This is a genomic window from Pasteurella canis, from assembly GCF_020810675.1.
In the GTDB taxonomy this organism is placed as follows: Bacteria; Pseudomonadota; Gammaproteobacteria; order Enterobacterales; family Pasteurellaceae; genus Pasteurella; species Pasteurella canis.
This window is the reverse complement of the sequence record NZ_CP085871.1, coordinates 1,787,673-1,807,756: the sequence shown is the minus strand read 5'-3', so window position 1 is coordinate 1,807,756 and position 20,084 is coordinate 1,787,673. Positions and strand designations below refer to the sequence as shown.

Below are 20,084 nucleotides of genomic sequence, written 5' to 3'. Positions count from 1 at the left end.
AACATTGAAAAATAAAAGACCACCTATTTGTGGTCTTTTATTTTTTATATCTATTTTCCTTTTTTTACCCAATATTTAAAAGGAGTTGTTTCTACTTCACTTTTTAATAAAGTATGTTCCATAAATTGGCAAAAACTTGGAATATCCCTTGTTGTTGCTGGATCATCTGCAATTAATAGTAATACATCCCCATTTTCTAAATAGCGTATATGTTTTCTTATTAACATGACAGGTTCTGGACAGCGTAATCCTAAAGTGTCTAATGTTTGAGTAACAGTAATTTCATTCATGAATTTTATCGTTTGTTGAATAAACTTAAGCGGTATAATACATCAAACTCAGGTAGCCTAAAAGTTTAATAAATTGAATGATTGAATATAACATTCCAAAAAGTGCGGTTGTTTTTGAGGAAGAAATAAAAAAAAGCCGCTTTATTACTTATTTACGTCATACTGAAGGTATTGCTGAAGCAAAAATATTTTGGCAAGAGATTAAAACACTACATCCGAATGCTCGTCATCATTGTTGGGCAACAGTAGCTGGTTCACCAATAGATTCGCAACAATTTGGTTTTTCTGATGATGGTGAGCCAGTTGGTACAGCAGGAAAACCAATGTTATCAGTATTGCAAGGAAGTGATATTGGTGAGATAAGTGCTGTTATTGTACGTTATTATGGTGGTGTCCTATTAGGAACTGGTGGATTAGTAAGAGCTTATAGTAACGGTATTCAACAAGCATTACTAAACTTAGAAACAACATTAAAAGTACAGTATAAAAATTATAAATTAAGGTCTGATTACACACAGATTAATTGGTTGAAATTATTGTTTGAAAAATATGAAATATTAGTAATTGGTCAAATGTATAGCGAAAAGGTAGATTTTGAGCTAGGTATTAGAGATGATAAACTAAATATCTTTGAACAAGAAATAATAGAACGTTCAAGTGGACAACTACAATTAAAAAGAGAGTAATTTGTGCGAATATTATCGATTATCCGAATTATCGGTATCCTAGTTATGTGTTTTTCTATCACTATGTTAGCGCCTGCTTTTGTTGCATTATTATATGGCGATGGTGGTGGTAAAGCATTTGTACAAACTTTTGTAATGAGTTCAATTGTAGGTTTATCATTGTGGTGGTCTTGTCATCATCATAAGGAGGAATTACGTTCTCGTGATGGTTTTTTCATTGTTGTCGCTTTTTGGATTGTATTAGGTAGCCTCGGTGCTATACCTTTTATGCTTTTCGAAAAGCCAGAACTTAGTTTATCTGGCGCTTTTTTTGAATCTTTTTCTGGTTTAACAACAACTGGAGCGACAAACATTACTGGATTAGATAATTTACCTAAAGCAATTCTATTTTATCGTCAGTTATTACAATGGATGGGCGGTATGGGAATCATTGTATTAGCTGTTGCAATTATTCCTCTCTTAGGGATAGGAGGAATGCAATTATATCGTGCTGAAATGTCAGGTCCATTGAAGGATCAGAAAATGCGTCCACGTATAGCAGAGACTGCAAAAATTTTATGGTTTATTTATACATCACTTACCATTCTTTGTGCATTTGCCTATTGGTTAGCAGGCATGTCAATTTTTGATGCAATTAGTCATAGTTTTTCAACAGTATCTATCGGTGGCTTCTCTACTCATGATGCAAGTATGGGGTATTTTAATAATAGTATAATTAATATTATTACCATTGTGTTTTTGCTTATTTCTGCTTGTAATTATGCATTGCATTTTGCTGCATTTTCAGAATTGAAACGTGGTAAATCGCTTAGAATATATTTACGTGATCCTGAATTTAAATTTTTTATGAGTTTTCAAATCGTACTTATTGTGATTTGTTTTCTTTTTCTTTGGTGGAGTGGTCATGAAAATAGCTTAGAGGAGGCTGCTTTTCAAGCAGTATCTATTTCTACTACAACGGGTTATACAACGACAGATTTTACTCATTGGCCTTCTTTTATACCTATACTTTTACTCTTTTCTTCTTTTGTAGGGGGGTGCGCTGGATCGACAGGAGGCGGTTTAAAAGCAGTAAGAATTTTAATTTTATCATTACAATGGAATCGAGAAATTAAGCGTTTTGTACATCCAAACTTAGTTTATCCAATTAAATTAGGGCGCAATATTGTACCTGAACGAGTTTTAGAAGGGATTTGGGCATTTTTTTCTGCTTATGCTCTTGTGTTTGTACTCTGTTTATTTGGTGTAATTGCTTGTGGAGTTGATATTTTTAATGCTTTCAATGCAGTTGTTGCTTGCTTAAATAATTTAGGACCGGGTTTAGGGCAAGTTAGTAGTAATTTTGTTAGTATCCCAGATAATGCTAAGTGGATACTGACTTTCGCCATGATTTGTGGGCGATTAGAGATTTTTTCATTACTTGTTTTATTTAGCCCAGCATTTTGGAAAGAATAATGAAAACATTAATTTTATATTCAAGTCATGATGGACAGACTAAAAAAATCGCCGAATATATTGCCGCTCATTTACAAGGTGAAGTAAGAGTTAAAGCATTAACAGAAAATATACAAATAGAAAGTTTTGATAATATTATTATTGGAGCATCAATACGTTATGGCCATTTTAATTCAATCTTGAGTAATTTTATTCAAAAATCAACCGCGCTTTTAAACAAAAAAAGAACAGCTTTTTTTGGTGTAAACTTAACGGCACGTAAGAAAGGAAAAGATACTCCAGAAACGAATGTTTATGTGAGAAAGTTTTTTTTACGTAATCAATGGCAACCGACGTTAAAAGCTGTATTTGCCGGTGCATTATTTTATCCTCGTTATAATTTTTTTGATCGAATAATGATTCAGTTTATTATGAAAATTACAGGTGGTGAAACTGATACAACAAAAGAAATTGAATATACTGATTGGGATAAAGTGAGACTGTTTGCAGAGCAGTTCAATATGATGAAATAATTGACCTAGTGATTAGTCTCGCAAAAATATAATAAATTAGTTAATAGAGAAATAAATAGTCAATAACATTGCTTAAAAAAATAGCAGTTGTATTTAATTTTCATATCTTTAACAAAAAAGGACTTGCCAGAGAAAAATAAAAGCCTATAATGCACGACCGCAAAGCAAGGAAGGCAATGAATAGTGAAAGGTAGTTGTTTTTAGGAAAAATTTCTAATGTTTCTACTTAAAATTGCTTGACAGTGAATCTGTAATTTATTATTATTTTCAGCCTTGCTTAAATGCAACGTTCTTTAACAATTTATCAGACAATCTGTGTGGGCACTTGTTGATTGATTTCATTTTGAAAAAAATTTTAATTATTGAAGTCTTGATAGGTGCTTATAACTGAAAATTCATACTGATTTAATATTAAGAGTTTAATATTAAATAGAAGTGTAAACTTTAGCTAAGCAGTTTATTGAGCGATTGAACTTTGAATTGAAGAGTTTGATCATGGCTCAGATTGAACGCTGGCGGCAGGCTTAACACATGCAAGTCGAACGGTAGCAGGAAGAAAGCTTGCTTTTTTTGCTGACGAGTGGCGGACGGGTGAGTAATGCTTGGGAATCTGGCTTATGGAGGGGGATAACTGTGGGAAACTGCAGCTAATACCGCGTATAATCGAGAGATGAAAGGGTGGGACCGTAAGGCCACTTGCCATAAGATGAGCCCAAGTGGGATTAGGTAGTTGGTGGGGTAAAGGCCTACCAAGCCTGCGATCTCTAGCTGGTCTGAGAGGATGGCCAGCCACACTGGGACTGAGACACGGCCCAGACTCCTACGGGAGGCAGCAGTGGGGAATATTGCGCAATGGGGGGAACCCTGACGCAGCCATGCCGCGTGAATGAAGAAGGCCTTCGGGTTGTAAAGTTCTTTCGGTGATGAGGAAGGGGTATTATTGAATAGATAATATCATTGACGTTAATTACAGAAGAAGCACCGGCTAACTCCGTGCCAGCAGCCGCGGTAATACGGAGGGTGCGAGCGTTAATCGGAATAACTGGGCGTAAAGGGCACGCAGGCGGACTTTTAAGTGAGATGTGAAATCCCCGAGCTTAACTTGGGAACTGCATTTCAGACTGGGAGTCTAGAGTACTTTAGGGAGGGGTAGAATTCCACGTGTAGCGGTGAAATGCGTAGAGATGTGGAGGAATACCGAAGGCGAAGGCAGCCCCTTGGGAATGTACTGACGCTCATGTGCGAAAGCGTGGGGAGCAAACAGGATTAGATACCCTGGTAGTCCACGCTGTAAACGCTGTCGATTTGGGGATTGGACTTTATGTTTGGTGCCCGAAGCTAACGTGATAAATCGACCGCCTGGGGAGTACGGCCGCAAGGTTAAAACTCAAATGAATTGACGGGGGCCCGCACAAGCGGTGGAGCATGTGGTTTAATTCGATGCAACGCGAAGAACCTTACCTACTCTTGACATCCTAAGAAGAGCTCAGAGATGAGCTTGTGCCTTCGGGAACTTAGAGACAGGTGCTGCATGGCTGTCGTCAGCTCGTGTTGTGAAATGTTGGGTTAAGTCCCGCAACGAGCGCAACCCTTATCCTTTGTTGCCAGCGATTTGGTCGGGAACTCAAAGGAGACTGCCAGTGACAAACTGGAGGAAGGTGGGGATGACGTCAAGTCATCATGGCCCTTACGAGTAGGGCTACACACGTGCTACAATGGTGCATACAGAGGGCGGCGAGACGGCGACGTTGAGCGAATCTCAGAAAGTGCATCTAAGTCCGGATTGGAGTCTGCAACTCGACTCCATGAAGTCGGAATCGCTAGTAATCGCAAATCAGAATGTTGCGGTGAATACGTTCCCGGGCCTTGTACACACCGCCCGTCACACCATGGGAGTGGGTTGTACCAGAAGTGGATAGCTTAACGGAAACGAGGGCGTTCACCACGGTATGATTCATGACTGGGGTGAAGTCGTAACAAGGTAACCGTAGGGGAACCTGCGGTTGGATCACCTCCTTACCTAAAATGGGATGACAGCAAGTGTTCACACAGATTGTTTGATGGATTGTGTAAATTAGAGAAGCAACCTAAAATCCTGTTGGGTCTGTAGCTCAGGTGGTTAGAGCGCACCCCTGATAAGGGTGAGGTCGGTGGTTCAAGTCCACTCAGACCCACCACTCAATGATGAGTGATAAGCAAATGGGATTCTAGTTGATAGTATTATGATGTAAATGGGGATATAGCTCAGCTGGGAGAGCGCCTGCCTTGCACGCAGGAGGTCAGCGGTTCGATCCCGCTTATCTCCACCAAAAATCATCATTGCTAAATATTTTTTGGTTAAGTTTTATTAAGCTTTCAAATAATTGATAACTTAATTGTTTGATAAGTTGTTAGTTACTTAATCAATAAAAATATTTAGCAATGATGATAGTAAAACAACTGATATAAAGATGATGTAATGAGTTTTATATTAGGTTGTTTATTTTTGTCTATTAGTTCTTTAAAAAATTGGAAACAAGCTGAAAAACTGAAGAGACTTTCAAGTTTATTGCTTTGTATTTAGAAGTAAGTAATGTAAATATAAAGTGATGAATAACATGAAGTCTGAGTAGAAAAAATCTTGACTGAGAAAAGGCAGTCAAGTGTTTAGTAGTTAATAGCAACATTAAGTATAGAAAAGTACTTGAGGTTGTATAGTTAAGTGACTAAGCGTACACGGTGGATGCCTAGGCAATCAGAGGCGAAGAAGGACGTGCTAATCTGCGAAAAGCTTGGATGAGTTGATAAGAAGCGTTTAATCCAAGATGTCCGAATGGGGAAACCCAGTAGATGAAGAATCTACTATCATTATCTGAATAAATAGGATAATGAGGCGAACCGGGAGAACTGAAACATCTAAGTACCCCGAGGAAAAGAAATCAACCGAGATTCTGTAAGTAGCGGCGAGCGAAAGCGGAGGAGCCAGTAAGTGATAACAACAGAGACAGAGGAATTGGCTGGGAAGCCAAATCACAGAGGGTGATAATCCCGTACTCGAAGTCCAGGTTGTGGTACTAAGCTTACGATAAGTAAGGCGGGACACGAGAAATCCTGTTTGAAGATGGGGGGACCATCCTCCAAGGCTAAATACTCCTGATTGACCGATAGTGAACCAGTACTGTGAAGGAAAGGCGAAAAGAACCCCTGTGAGGGGAGTGAAATAGAACCTGAAACCGTGTACGTACAAGCAGTGGGAGCCTGAAAGGGTGACTGCGTACCTTTTGTATAATGGGTCAGCGACTTATATTTTGTAGCGAGGTTAACTGAATAAGGGAGCCGAAGGGAAACCGAGTCTTAACTGGGCGTTTTAGTTGCAAGGTATAGACCCGAAACCCGGTGATCTAGCCATGGGCAGGTTGAAGGTTGGGTAACACTAACTGGAGGACCGAACCGACTAATGTTGAAAAATTAGCGGATGACTTGTGGCTGGGGGTGAAAGGCCAATCAAACCGGGAGATAGCTGGTTCTCCCCGAAATCTATTTAGGTAGAGCCTTGAGCGGACACCTTCGGGGGTAGAGCACTGTTTCGGCTAGGGGTCCATCCCGGATTACCAACCCGATGCAAACTGCGAATACCGAAGAGTGATACTCAGGAGACACACGGCGGGTGCTAACGTTCGTCGTGGAGAGGGAAACAACCCAGACCGCCAGCTAAGGTCCCAAAGTCTATATTAAGTGGGAAACGAAGTGGGAAGGCTTAGACAGCTAGGATGTTGGCTTAGAAGCAGCCATCATTTAAAGAAAGCGTAATAGCTCACTAGTCGAGTCGGCCTGCGCGGAAGATGTAACGGGGCTAAATATAGCACCGAAGCTGCGGCATCAGAATTTATTCTGTTGGGTAGGGGAGCGTTGTGTAAGCGGATGAAGGTGAATCGAGAGGTTTGCTGGACGTATCACAAGTGCGAATGCTGACATAAGTAACGATAAAACGAGTGAAAAACTCGTTCGCCGGAAGACCAAGGGTTCCTGTCCAACGTTAATCGGGGCAGGGTGAGTCGGCCCCTAAGGCGAGGCTGAAAAGCGTAGTCGATGGGAAACGGGTTAATATTCCCGTACTTGGATAAACTGCGATGTGGGGACGGAGAAGGTTAGGTTATCGACCTGTTGGATGGTCGTTTAAGGTGGTAGGTGGAGAGATTAGGCAAATCCGGTCTCTTATACAACACTGAGAGCTGATGACGAGGTGCTACGGCACTGAAGTAACTGATACCACACTTCCAGGAAAAGCCACTAAGCTTCAGGTTTATCTAAACCGTACTGAAAACCGACACAGGTGGTCAGGTAGAGAATACTCAGGCGCTTGAGAGAACTCGGGTGAAGGAACTAGGCAAAATAGCACCGTAACTTCGGGAGAAGGTGCGCCGGCGTAGATTGTAAATCCTCGCGATTGAAGGTTGAACCGGTCGAAGATACCAGCTGGCTGCAACTGTTTATTAAAAACACAGCACTCTGCAAACACGAAAGTGGACGTATAGGGTGTGATGCCTGCCCGGTGCTGGAAGGTTAATTGATGGTGTTATCGAAAGAGAAGCTCCTGATCGAAGCCCCAGTAAACGGCGGCCGTAACTATAACGGTCCTAAGGTAGCGAAATTCCTTGTCGGGTAAGTTCCGACCTGCACGAATGGCATAATGATGGCCAGGCTGTCTCCACCCGAGACTCAGTGAAATTGAAATCGCCGTGAAGATGCGGTGTACCCGCGGCTAGACGGAAAGACCCCGTGAACCTTTACTATAGCTTGACACTGAACATTGAATTTTGATGTGTAGGATAGGTGGGAGCCTTTGAAGATGACACGCCAGTGTTGTTGGAGGCGTCCTTGAAATACCACCCTTTAACGTTTGATGTTCTAACGAAGTGCCTGAAACGGGTACTCGGACAGTGTCTGGTGGGTAGTTTGACTGGGGCGGTCTCCTCCCAAAGCGTAACGGAGGAGCACGAAGGTTTGCTAATGACGGTCGGACATCGTCAGGTTAGTGCAATGGTATAAGCAAGCTTAACTGCGAGACAGACAAGTCGAGCAGGTGCGAAAGCAGGTCATAGTGATCCGGTGGTTCTGAATGGAAGGGCCATCGCTCAACGGATAAAAGGTACTCCGGGGATAACAGGCTGATACCGCCCAAGAGTTCATATCGACGGCGGTGTTTGGCACCTCGATGTCGGCTCATCACATCCTGGGGCTGAAGTAGGTCCCAAGGGTATGGCTGTTCGCCATTTAAAGTGGTACGCGAGCTGGGTTTAGAACGTCGTGAGACAGTTCGGTCCCTATCTGCCGTGGGCGTTGGATGATTGAAAGGGGCTGCTCCTAGTACGAGAGGACCGGAGTGGACGCATCACTGGTGTTCCAGTTGTCTCGCCAGAGGCATTGCTGGGTAGCTAAATGCGGAAGAGATAAGTGCTGAAAGCATCTAAGCACGAAACTTGCCTTAAGATGAGTCATCCCTGACTTAGAGTCAGTAAGGGTTGTTGTAGACTACGACGTAGATAGGTCTGGTGTGTAAGCGTTGCGAGACGTTGAGCTAACAGATACTAATTGCCCGAGAGGCTTAACTATACAACGCTCAAGTATTTTTAATACAAGACGACATGTTTCTGACTGTAGGGGTTGGAGAGAAAGGATAGTAGTTCAGCTTGTTGACAATTGAGAATCTTATACTGTACTGGATGAGGGTAGAGTATGAAGATGTGAAGAGCGAGATGAGAGTAAATCATCAAACAGGATTATCTTGGCGGCGATAGTGCAGTGGACCCACCTAATTCCATGCCGAACTTAGAAGTGAAACGCTGTAACGCCGATGGTAGTGTGGGGTTTCCCCATGTGAGAGTAGGACACCGCCAGGTAGAAATGAGAGGCCCTAGGTAGAGATACCTGGGGTTTTTTGTTATGGGAAGGGGGGTGAGATAAAGTGGCAGCGGAAAAAATCTAGTTGGAATAAAATCAGATAAAGCTAAAGCAGACAAGACTAAGCAAATCAAACCAAATCAAGCCAAACCAAAGCAAACTAAAACAAAGCACAGCCTCTTTTTACTTCAGCTTACTTCATTTTATATCTCTTTATATCTCTTTATATCTCTTTATATCTCTTTATATCTCTTTATATCTCTTCGTTTGTCATTTTACATCCCTTAGTTTATCTTTTCTTCTTTTTCTCTTTACTTTCTTGAGTCATCCCTGACTTAGAATTCGTAAGGGTCGTTGTTAGACTACGTTAGTTTCACTTTATTTCAATTATAAATGTATCAGTGAAGAAGCTTGTTTCAACTCTACACCATCTCAACCAATGTCTACTTAAATAGCCTTTCACTTTCACTTTTAGTCTAACTAATTACATACATATGTGAATGCTGATATGTAAATAAAATAGTGTGTGCTGAGACGTGAAGTGAGTATTATGGAGGCTTTGGTAAGATATAAAGAAAATATTAATACTTGAATTTGATGAGAGTTTACTTACTCTCTTATTATTCCTAAACAAATAATGTTTAATTAATAGCTTTTTTCAACTTTTTAATTGGATTGGGTGAGAGGAATCTAATTAAAAGACTGAATTTAGTCTATACTATTTTCAGTCTTTTTATGATGAGATAATTTTTTAATATGTTTTATAAATAAGATAAGATTTAATTTTATGCATTTAAGACGTTTTGGATTTCAGTCATACTTAAATGATAACCATGTGGGCATTCGCGCCATGCATCTAGCATACGTGTGTATTTATCCCACATTGGTACTTGTGAGTCACAACCGTGCTCACAGCGCATGAATTCTTGGTATTTACCTTCAACACCAGTAATAAAACGAAGATAGTTAAGGTATTTTTTTTCACGCACAGCACAGTAACCTGCGAACTGTAAACGATGTGGTGTAAGTGCTGACTTATCATTTAAGTTATTATAAGATACTTGTAGAGCATGGTACATTTCTAATGTATCTAGTACTATTTGGCACTCATTTTCGGATAAATCAGAGAATTCTTTATCTAATTCTTTTAATTCAAGAGCAAAACCACCTTTGACAATAGCTTCTAATCTTTGGTATTTTGAGCTATTCTGACTGTCTAATAGACCCATTAATTTATATTGGTTTGCTAAGATCAGACGTTGAGTTGCGGTCATTTCCATAATATATTCCTGTTAGTCAATTTCATTTAAAATATCTTGTGATAAATCTTGTTTTGGATTTTCAACTTTTCCGTCTTTTACTCGATATTCAAGATTTTGAAAGTAAGCTTCACGGAAAGTAATGTAGGGATCTTGTGATTGATCTAAAAGAGCTTCTTTATCTAGTGCTTTTGCTCTTCCATCAATACCTTGAATGCCCCATTTCACTAATCCCCAAGGACCTAGTAATGATAACATTGGATAAGTCGTATCTGCTAGATTACCAATGTCTTGGCGTGGTGTAGCTGGTCCATAGAAGGGCAGCATTACATAAGAACCTGTTTCGATACCATAGCGACCTAGTGTATCACCAAAGCGGCTGTTGTTTTCAATTTTCAATGGTGCGCTATAACTAGCAACATCAATTAGCCCACCTAGACCAAATACAGTGTTAATCCAAAATCGATTAAAATGTACCATGGCTTTTTTAAAATCACCTGATAATAAACGGTTAACAAAGCTAGTTGGCTCATCTAAATTATTTGTGACATTTGTTAAACCTGATTTTACTGGTGTTGGAACATATTCTTTCCAGCCTTTTGCAACAGGTTTTAAAATATAAGGATCAACTACTTTATAGTTAAAATCCCACATGGTTCGGTTAAAACTTTCCAATGGATCTTTACGTTCTCCAGTTTGCGAATCAATCGTTGCACAACCACTCAATATTGCAGATGCCAAAAAAATTGTCACTAGAAGTTTGTTTTTTTTCATATCCACTCTACTTTAAGATTAAAAGACATCCCATTCTACCAAGTTAACTCATAACTACAAAATAATTTGTATACACATAATAAACTTGCAATGATTTGTATTTTTATGCATTATTATTGAATAATTATTTATTTTAACGTTTGCGAAATAACTTGAATAGTTACGTATTGTTCATTAGAATTGCTGAGTTTAACTTTTATGAACCTATTTTTTCGTTTAAGTTAACTTTCAGACACGACTTAGTTTTATTGATAAGACCCTAAAGTGCGGTCAGTTTTTCACAGATTTTACTAAGTTGTGGTTAATGAACATTCGTAAGTGTTCAACCAAACTAAATTAGGAGTTTTTTATGTCTGAAGAACCAGCAATCCTTGTATTAGCTGATGGTAGCGTTTTCCATGGCAAGTCAATCGGCGCAAAAGGCTACGCTATTGGCGAAGTCGTTTTTAATACCTCAATGACAGGCTACCAAGAGATTCTCACCGACCCTTCTTATTTTAAACAAATTGTGACATTAACTTACCCTCATATTGGCAATACTGGCGCAAATCAAGAAGATTGTGAGTCAAATAATGTATATGCAGCAGGTTTAATTATTCGTGACTTGCCTTTATTACACAGTAACTTCCGCTCGGAAGAGAGCCTATGTGATTACTTACAAAACAATAATGTGGTTGCTATCGCCGATATCGATACTCGCCGCTTAACTCGGATTTTACGTGATAAAGGCACACAAGCTGGCTGTATTATGATAGGAGAACTTGATGAAAAAAAAGCGCTTGAGTTAGCTAAAAGTTTTGGTTCAATGGCGGGTAAAGATTTAGCACAAGATGTAACGAGCAAGGACTCATTCACTTGGACATCGGGCGAATGGCAGTTGGGTAAAGGTTTTGTCGAGCAAACACAACCTGAATTTAATATCGTGGCTTATGATTTTGGTGTAAAATACAATATTTTAAGAATGTTAGCGGAGCGTGGTTGTCGAATCACTGTTGTGCCAGCGAAAACCCCCGCAGAACAAGTACTCTCGCTCAATCCAGATGGTATTTTTTTATCCAATGGGCCTGGTGATCCAGAACCTTGTGACTATGCGATTTCTGCGATTAAAACCTTACTTGCATCGAAAAAGCCAATTTTTGGTATCTGTTTAGGTCACCAATTACTGGGTTTAGCTGCAGGCGGAAAAACTAAGAAAATGGCATTTGGTCATCACGGTGCAAACCACCCAGTGCAAGATCTAGATACGCAAAAAGTTTTGATTACTAGCCAAAACCATGGTTTTGAAGTGGACGAAGCTAGCTTGCCAAGCAATGTGCGTGTAACACACCGCTCTTTATTTGATCATTCGGTACAAGGGATTGAGTTGACTGGCCAATCTGCCTTTTCTTTCCAAGGGCACCCAGAAGCAAGTCCAGGTCCAAACGATGTTGCTTATTTATTTGATAAATTTATTAATGAAATGCGTAAAGCAAATTCAAGTCAATTATAGACTTATGCTGTACATCATTAATAAAAAATCACTTTGTGTTTAACATATGAGGCTTAATGATGTTAACACCCTATATATCAGCTAGTTAATTTATTTACTGGAAGTCATTTTGGTAGCAATTTTTCCATAAACAGATAGTTTAACTGAAATCATATTTGTGCAGTGAGCTTGTTATTGATGTGTGGTGCAAGACTGACTCTGGTGATATTTCTTAAATATGAATGATTAAAGGAGCACTAAATGAAAGCAAAATTCATGCTAATGATTGGAATATTGAGCTTAACTGCATGTGTTAATTCTAATGATAAAGTATTTCAAAATAAGAATTATCAATTAGTCGCAGCTGAATTATCTACTGATTCAGCTTTGTATCAATATGTACCTTATGATCGTTCTAGTCATATGATTATTATTGACCGCTTAAATATTCCAGAGAGTTATGCCAGTCAATTTATTAAAGATTGGTATGCTAAAGAAACGCAATATCGTAAAAAGGATTGCCAACTTCAATATAAAACTTACCAGAATATTCCTTATGCCACTTGTGATTTTAATAATGGGTCACGGTATGCAATTTATGTTTTAGGTACAAAAGAAAATAAAGGCTTTGCTAAGGTTTATATTAGTGCGAAAAAGCAATCGGAAATGAATGAAAAAAACTTAGTCAAGGCACTTACAGAATTTTATCCTTAAAATTGATGGTACAAGTAAGAATTGTAGAATAAAAATGAATATTTATTTCTTATTATTTGATGATTATGAAACGTTAGATTTAATGGGACCTGTTGAGTTTTTATTTCGTATTCCAAATGTTCAGCTTCATTATATTTCGATGAAAGGTGGGTTGATTAAAAGTCGACAAGGTTTTTTTATCCAAACTGCTTCAATTTCTGATTTACCTGAACGCAGTGTACTTGTAGTACCAGGTGGACAAGGTACACGTGAGTTAGTCAAAGATGAATTATTTTTAGCTTGGTTGAATCAATTAGTGAAATCAGCTCAATACTGTTTAGCTATTTGCACAGGTTCTGCATTATTAGCAGCAACATTGCAACTAACTCACAAATTGGCGACATCAAATAAGCTAGCGTTTGAATGGGTTCGTCAGGTTAATTCTGATGTGAGATGGAAGACCGTTGCTCGTTGGGTACGAGATGACAAATTTTATACTTCATCAGGTATTTCTGCTGGAATGGATATGACATTAGGTTTTATTCGCGATCATTACGGTGAAGCGTTGGCTCGGAAAATAGCAAATCAGACAGAATATGTTTGGAATGATGATCCAGAGAAAGATGAATTTGCACCATTATATGGTTATTGATCAAATGATTAATTATGTCAGTGTTTATATTGATAAAAGTAAATAGCAATAGGTGAGTTGAAATACTTGATAGATAGGATAAACATCAGTATTGATATTATTTCAAGATAAACAAAATAAAAGTGCGGTTAAATTTTTAATCGTTTTACAGAGAGAGAACAAAAATGCCAAAACGTACAGATATAAACACCATATTAATTATTGGCGCAGGTCCAATTGTAATTGGTCAGGCATGTGAATTTGATTATTCGGGGGCACAGGCTTGTAAAGCATTGCGAGAAGAAGGATACAAAGTCGTATTAGTCAACTCCAATCCAGCAACAATTATGACCGATCCAAATATGGCGGATGTGACTTATATTGAGCCGATTGAGTGGCGAACGGTTGAGAAAATTATTAAAAAAGAACGTCCAGATGCGATTTTGCCAACAATGGGCGGTCAAACTGCGTTGAACTGTGCACTGGATTTATCGAAAAATGGCGTGTTGAAAAAATACAATGTAGAACTGATAGGTGCAACTGAAGATGCCATTGATAAAGCAGAGGATCGTGGACGTTTTAAAGAAGCAATGGAGAAAATCGGTTTAAGCACACCAAAATCTTTCGTTTGTCATACCTTTGATGAAGCCTGGGCAGCGCAAGCGGAAGTGGGGTTTCCAACCTTAATTCGTCCGTCTTTTACAATGGGCGGTTCTGGCGGTGGTATTGCCTATAACAAAGATGAGTTTTATGCGATTTGTGAGCGTGGCTTTGATGCCTCGCCAACTCACGAATTATTGATTGAGCAATCCGTTTTGGGTTGGAAAGAATATGAAATGGAGGTCGTACGTGATAAAGCTGATAATTGCATTATCGTGTGCTCGATTGAAAACTTTGACCCAATGGGGGTGCATACCGGTGACTCAATTACTGTAGCACCTGCGCAAACTTTAACCGACAAAGAATATCAGATTATGCGTAATGCCAGCCTTGCGGTGTTACGTGAGATTGGTGTAGATACAGGTGGTTCAAACGTACAATTTGCGATTAATCCACAAAATGGTGAAATGATTGTGATTGAAATGAACCCACGTGTAAGCCGTTCTTCTGCGCTTGCTTCAAAAGCGACGGGTTTTCCAATCGCTAAAGTAGCAGCGAAATTGGCTGTAGGTTATACCTTAAATGAATTGCGTAATGATATTACAGGCGGATTAATTCCTGCTTCTTTTGAACCGTCGATTGATTATGTCGTGACTAAAGTGCCACGTTTTGCCTTTGAAAAATTCCCGAAAGCAGATGATCGTTTGACAACCCAAATGAAATCGGTTGGTGAGGTAATGGCTATGGGGCGTACATTCCAAGAGTCATTACAAAAAGCATTACGTGGTTTAGAGACAGGCATTTGTGGCTTTAATTTAATGTCAGAAGAACTCGAAAAAATTCGTCAGGAGTTGGGTAATCCTGGTCCTATTCGTATCTTATATATTGCAGATGCCTTTGGTGCTGGCTTCACTTTAGATGAAGTTCATCATTACAGCAAAATTGACCCTTGGTTCTTAATTCAAATTCAAGATTTGGTGTTGGAAGAATTAGCGTTGGAAAAACGTACGTTAGACGAGTTGGATTATGCGGAATTACGTCGTTTAAAACGCAAAGGCTTCTCTGATAAACGTATTGCTCAATTAACGAACTCTACAGAAAGTGCGGTCAGAAATAAACGTATTTCTTTAAATTTACACCCTGTTTATAAGCGTGTAGATACCTGCGCAGGTGAATTTACTTCGGATACTGCGTATCTGTATTCGACTTATGAGGAAGAATGTGAAAGCCGTCCTTCAGATAAGAAAAAAATTATGATTTTAGGTGGAGGACCAAATCGTATTGGTCAAGGGATTGAATTCGATTATTGCTGCGTTCACGCCTCACTTGCATTACGTGAAAGTGGTTTTGAGACCATTATGGTGAACTGTAATCCAGAAACAGTTTCAACAGATTTTGATACTTCTGACCGTTTGTATTTTGAACCATTAACATTGGAAGATGTGCTAGAAATTATTCATGTAGAAAAACCGTATGGCGTGATTGTGCATTACGGTGGGCAAACACCATTGAAATTAGCTAATGATTTATATGCTAATGGTGTGAATATTATTGGTACCTCAGCCGACAGCATTGATGCGGCAGAAGATCGTGAACGTTTCCAACAAATACTGCATACATTAAATTTAACACAACCAACTAATAGTACTGCGCGTGGAGCAGAGGAAGCGGTGAAATTAGCTGAAGAAGTTGGTTATCCATTGGTAGTGCGCCCCTCTTATGTATTAGGTGGACGTGCAATGCAAATTGTGTATAACGTGGAGGAATTGAAGCGTTATATGCGTGAAGCTGTTTCAGTTTCTAATGACAGCCCAATCTTATTAGATCACTTTTTAAATAATGCGATTGAAGTGGATGTAGATTGTATTTGCGATGGAGAAGACGTCGTGATTGGTGGCATTATGCAACATATTGAACAAGCGGGGATTCACAGTGGCGACTCGGCTTGCTCATTACCACCATATTCATTAAGCCAAGAAGTGCAAGATGAAATTCGTCGTCAAACTGCTGATATGGCATTTGCATTGGGGGTAAAAGGGTTGATGAATGTGCAGTTTGCGGTACAAGATGGCGTAATTTATGTCTTAGAAGTCAACCCTCGTGCAAGTCGTACAGTGCCATTTGTGAGTAAAGCGACTGGCCGCCCATTAGCGAAAATTGCGGCACGTGTGATGGCAGGCATCACTCTAAAAGAGCAAGGTATTCAAGACGAAGTGATACCGCCGTTCTATTCAGTGAAAGAAGCAGTATTTCCGTTCATCAAATTCCCTGGAGTGGATACAGTATTAGGTCCTGAAATGCGTTCAACAGGTGAAGTAATGGGGGTGGGCAAAACCTTTGCTGAAGCTTTCTTAAAAGCACAGCTAGGTGCTGGTGAACGTATTCCAAAAACAGGAAAAGTCTTCTTGTCTGTAAATGATGCGGATAAGCCACATTTATTACCTATCGCTCGTCAATTACAAGAGGCAGGCTATGGTTTATGTGCGACTTTAGGTACAGCAACATTTCTACGTGAAAATGGCATTGCTGTACAAATTATTAATAAAGTCCGTGAGGGGCGTCCAAATATCGTGGATGCAATTAAAAATGGTGAGATTGCGATGGTGATTAATACCGTGAGTGGTTTAGCTGAAACAGTTACTGATGGTCATGCGATTCGTCGTAGCGCATTACAACAAAAAGTCATGTTACAAACTACTTTGGCTGGAGCTGAAGCTTTAGCTAGTAGTGTGGAATACCTTGACGATTTTGACGTGTATTCTGTGCAAGATTTACACCAACGTTTGGTGTGATTCATTGATAAAACGTGCGGAAAAAATAGTTGTTCTTTTTTGTTTTGGTATTCAATAAAAAATCGAGGAAATTGCCCCGATTTTTTTATCTCTTAATTTCAATTAAAGGTAGTATTTTTCAACTACTTTTAAATTGTCGTCTAGTTTGTACACTAATGGCTGACCTGTTGGGATTTCCAAGTCCATAATATCCGCATCAGAAATGCCTTCAATATGTTTTGCCAATGCACGTAGTGAGTTACCATGTGCAGTTACAAGAACACGTTTACCAGATAGTAATGCTGGTGCGATTTGATCTTCCCAGAATGGTAAGACACGCTCAAGCGTGATTTTTAAGTTTTCAGCATCTGGTACAACATCGCTTGGTAAATGAGCATAGCGGCGATCGTTGTGAGCAGAGTATGGATCTTGTGGATCTAAATCTGGAGGAGAAATATCGTAAGAACGGCGCCAAATGTGCACTTGCTCATCGCCATATTGTTCAGCTGTTGCTTTTTTATCTAGACCTTGTAATGCACCGTAGTGACGCTCATTTAAACGCCAGTTTTTCACTTGTGGGATCCAAAGTTGGTTGGATTCTTCTAATACGATGTTACATGTTTTGATTGCACGTGTTAATACAGACGTGAAGGCGATATCAAATTCAAAACCTGCTTCAAGTAATTTTTTACCTGCTGTTTTTGCTTCTTCGATACCACGCTCAGTTAAGTTCACATCGCGCCAACCTGTGAATAAATTCTTTGCATTCCACTCACTGAAACCGTGGCGAATAAAGACCAATTCCATAAAAAATCTCCTCAATGTTAATGAAAAATAATATCGCAAGTTATAGCAAAAAACCGTTATCTTTAAAAGGAAAATACTTTGATTTTCTGATCTGTCGCAAGAATTTTGAGGAAAATTAGGTTTAGAGCGGTTGGCTAAATAATGGTATAGTTAAGTCGAAATTGATTAAAGGAAAGTTTAGTAATGTGGTTTTTATTGGATAAGTATAAAACGCGTAAAATTTTAACCGCACTTTTGAGTGGTGGTTTATGTTTTGCTGTTTCAGTACAAGCAAATGATTTATCTCAAATTCAAAAACAAATTAAACAGCAAGAACAAAAAATTGCTGAGCAAAAAAAAGAACAGCAAAAGCTCCAATCAACTTTAAAAACGCAAGAAAATCAGATAAACACAGTGATTACTCAATTGCGACAAACTGAAATAGATTTAAAAGAAATTCGTAAGCAAATGAGTGAAACTGATAAACAAATTAAGCGTTTAGAACAGCAAGAAAAAGAGCAAAAACAGAAACTCGCTAAACAACTGGATTCAGCTTATCGTTCTGGTTCAAATCCATCAACATTAGAGCGTATACTTTCTGACGAAGCAAAAAACGCAGATCGGATGAAGCAATATTATGTACATATGAACCAAGTACGTGTAGCACTTATTGAAGAGCTAAAAGTAACGCAAGCGCAATTAGCAAAAGATAAGGCATTAATTATTGAGCAACAGAAAGCGCAACAAACCCAATTATCAACGCAAAAAAAACAGCAACAAGAATTACAAAAAGTTCAGCAAGAGCGCCAATCAACGTTAAATCAATTGAATCGGAGTTTATCACGAGATGAAACACGTTTGGAAACGTTGCGAGCGAATGAAAATGCGTTACGCCAAGAGATTCAACGTGCTGAACAAGCCGCTCGCTTACAAGAACAACGTGAGCGAGAAGCTTATGCACAAAAAAAACAAGCAGAAGAAAAGAAAACACAAAAACCTTATAAACCGACTGCACAAGAAAAACAATTGATGGCAAGTACAAGTGGATTGGGTAAACCCAGTAAGCAATATGCTTATCCAGTAGTAGGCAAGATTTTAAATAGTTTTGGTTCCGCTCAAATGGGCGAGTTACGCTGGAAAGGTATGGTAATTAGTGCTGCTGCTGGCGCAACAGTCAATGTGATTGCAGATGGTCGAGTCATCTTGGCTAGCTGGTTACAAGGCTATGGTTTGATGGTTATTGTTAAGCATGGTGAAAATGATTTGAGTTTATATGGCTATAATCAATCAGTCACCGTAAAAGAAGGGCAATTTGTTAAAGCGGGGCAAAAGATTGCCGAAGTGGGAACGAGTGGAGGGCAATCACAATCAGGGTTGTATTTTGAAATTCGCCGCAAAGGTGTTGCTGTTAATCCTGTGGGTTGGTTGAAATGAGTAAATTGAGGTTAGTTTGGCTTAAAAGTACGGTCGTTTTTGCTGTTATTTTGTTTCTGGTGCCAGTGCAGGCAGCGAAACTTGCCATTGTGATTGATGATGTTGGTTATCACCAAAAAGAAGATGCCCAAGTCTATGCAATGCCAAAAGCTGTTTCCGTCGCAATTATCCCTTTTGCACCTTACGCAAAACAACGTAATTTACAAGCGCAGCAACAGGCACGAGATATATTGATTCATATGCCGATGCAACCATTAAGCCAGCAAAAAATAGAAGCGGGTGGCTTAACGCTAGGCTTAAGTGAAGCAGAAGTTAGGAAGCGCGTAAAAATAGCAAAAGACATTGTTTCTTATGCAATTGGTATGAATAATCATATGGGAAGTGCTGCAACCTCAGATGTAGATTTAATGACAAAGTTGATGGTAGCCTTACGAGAGCAAGATTTATTCTTTTTAGATAGCCGTACTATTGGGCGAAGTGTTGCGCATAAAATAGCAAAGGAACAAGGTGTGTCTTCCCTTGAGCGCCACATTTTCCTTGATGACAGTAATGAATATGCTGATGTTCAGCGTCAATTTCAGCGAGCTGTTCACTATGCACAAAAAAATGGCGTCGCAATTGCGATTGGCCACCCACGTAAAAATACCATTTCTGTTTTACAAACTGGATTGCAAAATTTGCCCGCTGATGTGCAATTAGTCGGTATTGGTCATTTATGGCGTAGTGAAAAAGTACTTCGAATAAAACCTTTGATTTTATTGTTTAATGATATGCCAGCACCAACATCAATTTCACCTTATGAATTTGTCCCTATGCTAAGAGGCGTGCCGCAGTAAAGTAAAAGA

Annotated in this window: 13 protein-coding genes, 2 tRNA genes and 3 rRNA genes; 14 read left to right on the top strand and 4 right to left on the bottom strand. The window is 39.2% G+C overall.

The genetic code is table 11. The features are described 5' to 3' along the window. Positions 1-50: 50 nt before the first annotated feature. Positions 51-290, bottom strand: a complete 240-nt coding sequence (gene tusA, locus K7G93_RS08425) for a sulfurtransferase TusA (RefSeq protein WP_115323312.1) — start codon at positions 288-290, stop codon at positions 51-53. 77 nt (positions 291-367) lie between these two features. Here tusA and K7G93_RS08420 point away from each other — a divergent pair, with 77 nt between their 5' ends. The 8 genes from K7G93_RS08420 (at position 368) to rrf (ending at position 8,822) form a co-directional block, all read left to right on the top strand. Beyond that, a complete protein-coding gene (locus K7G93_RS08420) occupies positions 368-976 on the top strand; it encodes a YigZ family protein (RefSeq protein WP_160531563.1) in 609 nt (202 codons plus the stop codon). 3 nt (positions 977-979) lie between these two features. Then, positions 980-2,431 (top strand): TrkH family potassium uptake protein, encoded by a 1,452-nt coding sequence (locus K7G93_RS08415; protein WP_223667652.1) that lies wholly within the window; start codon positions 980-982, stop codon positions 2,429-2,431. Beyond that, the gene (gene hemG / locus K7G93_RS08410; RefSeq protein ID WP_049214376.1) at positions 2,431-2,943 is read left to right on the top strand and encodes a menaquinone-dependent protoporphyrinogen IX dehydrogenase; all 513 of its coding nucleotides are present in this window, start codon (positions 2,431-2,433) and stop codon (positions 2,941-2,943) included. Before K7G93_RS08415 ends, hemG begins: the two co-directional genes overlap by 1 nt. A gap of 477 nt (positions 2,944-3,420) precedes the next feature. Then, positions 3,421-4,962: ribosomal RNA gene (locus K7G93_RS08405) — 16S ribosomal RNA — on the top strand. An 81-nt stretch (positions 4,963-5,043) separates the two neighbouring features. Beyond that, positions 5,044-5,120: transfer RNA gene (locus K7G93_RS08400), tRNA-Ile, on the top strand. A 56-nt stretch (positions 5,121-5,176) separates the two neighbouring features. Further along, positions 5,177-5,252: transfer RNA gene (locus tag K7G93_RS08395), tRNA-Ala, on the top strand. 386 nt (positions 5,253-5,638) lie between these two features. After that, positions 5,639-8,535: ribosomal RNA gene (locus K7G93_RS08390) — 23S ribosomal RNA — on the top strand. Between the two features lie 171 nt (positions 8,536-8,706). Next, positions 8,707-8,822 (top strand): 5S ribosomal RNA (gene rrf / locus K7G93_RS08385). The 16S, 23S and 5S rRNA genes sit together here with 2 tRNA genes alongside, the layout of an rRNA operon. Positions 8,823-9,608: 786 nt before the next feature. Here the strand turns inward: rrf and K7G93_RS08380 are convergent. Next, the gene (locus tag K7G93_RS08380; protein ID WP_115323309.1) at positions 9,609-10,103 is read right to left on the bottom strand and encodes a YfbU family protein; all 495 of its coding nucleotides are present in this window, start codon (positions 10,101-10,103) and stop codon (positions 9,609-9,611) included. Positions 10,104-10,115: 12 nt separating this feature from the next. Continuing rightward, positions 10,116-10,856, bottom strand: coding sequence for an MlaA family lipoprotein (locus K7G93_RS08375; RefSeq protein WP_115323308.1), 741 nt, complete (start codon positions 10,854-10,856; stop codon positions 10,116-10,118). 349 nt (positions 10,857-11,205) lie between these two features. On the opposite strand from K7G93_RS08375, the gene carA reads away from it, so the two are divergent. The 4 genes from carA (at position 11,206) to carB (ending at position 17,040) form a co-directional block, all read left to right on the top strand. After that, entirely contained in the window at positions 11,206-12,345 is a 1,140-nt protein-coding gene (gene carA / locus K7G93_RS08370; protein ID WP_226690444.1) for a glutamine-hydrolyzing carbamoyl-phosphate synthase small subunit, read from the top strand. A 240-nt stretch (positions 12,346-12,585) separates the two neighbouring features. Continuing rightward, complete coding sequence (locus K7G93_RS08365) at positions 12,586-13,038, top strand: hypothetical protein (protein ID WP_226690445.1); 453 nt, start codon at positions 12,586-12,588, stop codon at positions 13,036-13,038. Positions 13,039-13,072: 34 nt separating this feature from the next. After that, positions 13,073-13,669: a DJ-1/PfpI family protein gene (locus K7G93_RS08360; RefSeq protein WP_049214951.1), complete on the top strand. Its 597-nt coding sequence runs from the start codon at positions 13,073-13,075 to the stop codon at positions 13,667-13,669. A gap of 164 nt (positions 13,670-13,833) precedes the next feature. Next, complete coding sequence (gene carB, locus K7G93_RS08355; protein ID WP_226690446.1) at positions 13,834-17,040, top strand: carbamoyl-phosphate synthase large subunit; 3,207 nt, start codon at positions 13,834-13,836, stop codon at positions 17,038-17,040. Between the two features lie 102 nt (positions 17,041-17,142). Here the strand turns inward: carB and K7G93_RS08350 are convergent, their stop codons facing one another. After that, the gene (locus K7G93_RS08350) at positions 17,143-17,826 is read right to left on the bottom strand and encodes a 2,3-diphosphoglycerate-dependent phosphoglycerate mutase (RefSeq protein ID WP_049214954.1); all 684 of its coding nucleotides are present in this window, start codon (positions 17,824-17,826) and stop codon (positions 17,143-17,145) included. A 183-nt stretch (positions 17,827-18,009) separates the two neighbouring features. Here K7G93_RS08350 and envC point away from each other — a divergent pair, with 183 nt between their 5' ends. Both envC and K7G93_RS08340 read left to right on the top strand, forming a co-directional pair. Next, entirely contained in the window at positions 18,010-19,239 is a 1,230-nt protein-coding gene (envC, locus tag K7G93_RS08345) for a murein hydrolase activator EnvC (protein WP_160531894.1), read from the top strand. Then, positions 19,236-20,075 carry a divergent polysaccharide deacetylase family protein gene (locus tag K7G93_RS08340; RefSeq protein WP_226690447.1) on the top strand — a complete coding sequence of 280 codons (840 nt, stop codon included), beginning with the start codon at positions 19,236-19,238 and terminating at the stop codon, positions 20,073-20,075. Before envC ends, K7G93_RS08340 begins: the two co-directional genes overlap by 4 nt. Positions 20,076-20,084 lie beyond the last annotated feature (9 nt).

Coding starts and splice junctions, on each gene's coding strand:
- tusA (WP_115323312.1), bottom strand. CDS start 290: ATGAATGAAATTACTGTTACTCAAACATTAGACACTTTAGGATTACGC.
- K7G93_RS08420 (WP_160531563.1), top strand. CDS start 368: ATGATTGAATATAACATTCCAAAAAGTGCGGTTGTTTTTGAGGAAGAA.
- hemG (WP_049214376.1), top strand. CDS start 2,431: ATGAAAACATTAATTTTATATTCAAGTCATGATGGACAGACTAAAAAA.
- K7G93_RS08380 (WP_115323309.1), bottom strand. CDS start 10,103: ATGGAAATGACCGCAACTCAACGTCTGATCTTAGCAAACCAATATAAA.
- K7G93_RS08375 (WP_115323308.1), bottom strand. CDS start 10,856: ATGAAAAAAAACAAACTTCTAGTGACAATTTTTTTGGCATCTGCAATA.
- carA (WP_226690444.1), top strand. CDS start 11,206: ATGTCTGAAGAACCAGCAATCCTTGTATTAGCTGATGGTAGCGTTTTC.
- K7G93_RS08365 (WP_226690445.1), top strand. CDS start 12,586: ATGAAAGCAAAATTCATGCTAATGATTGGAATATTGAGCTTAACTGCA.
- K7G93_RS08360 (WP_049214951.1), top strand. CDS start 13,073: ATGAATATTTATTTCTTATTATTTGATGATTATGAAACGTTAGATTTA.
- carB (WP_226690446.1), top strand. CDS start 13,834: ATGCCAAAACGTACAGATATAAACACCATATTAATTATTGGCGCAGGT.
- K7G93_RS08350 (WP_049214954.1), bottom strand. CDS start 17,826: ATGGAATTGGTCTTTATTCGCCACGGTTTCAGTGAGTGGAATGCAAAG.
- envC (WP_160531894.1), top strand. CDS start 18,010: ATGTGGTTTTTATTGGATAAGTATAAAACGCGTAAAATTTTAACCGCA.
- K7G93_RS08340 (WP_226690447.1), top strand. CDS start 19,236: ATGAGTAAATTGAGGTTAGTTTGGCTTAAAAGTACGGTCGTTTTTGCT.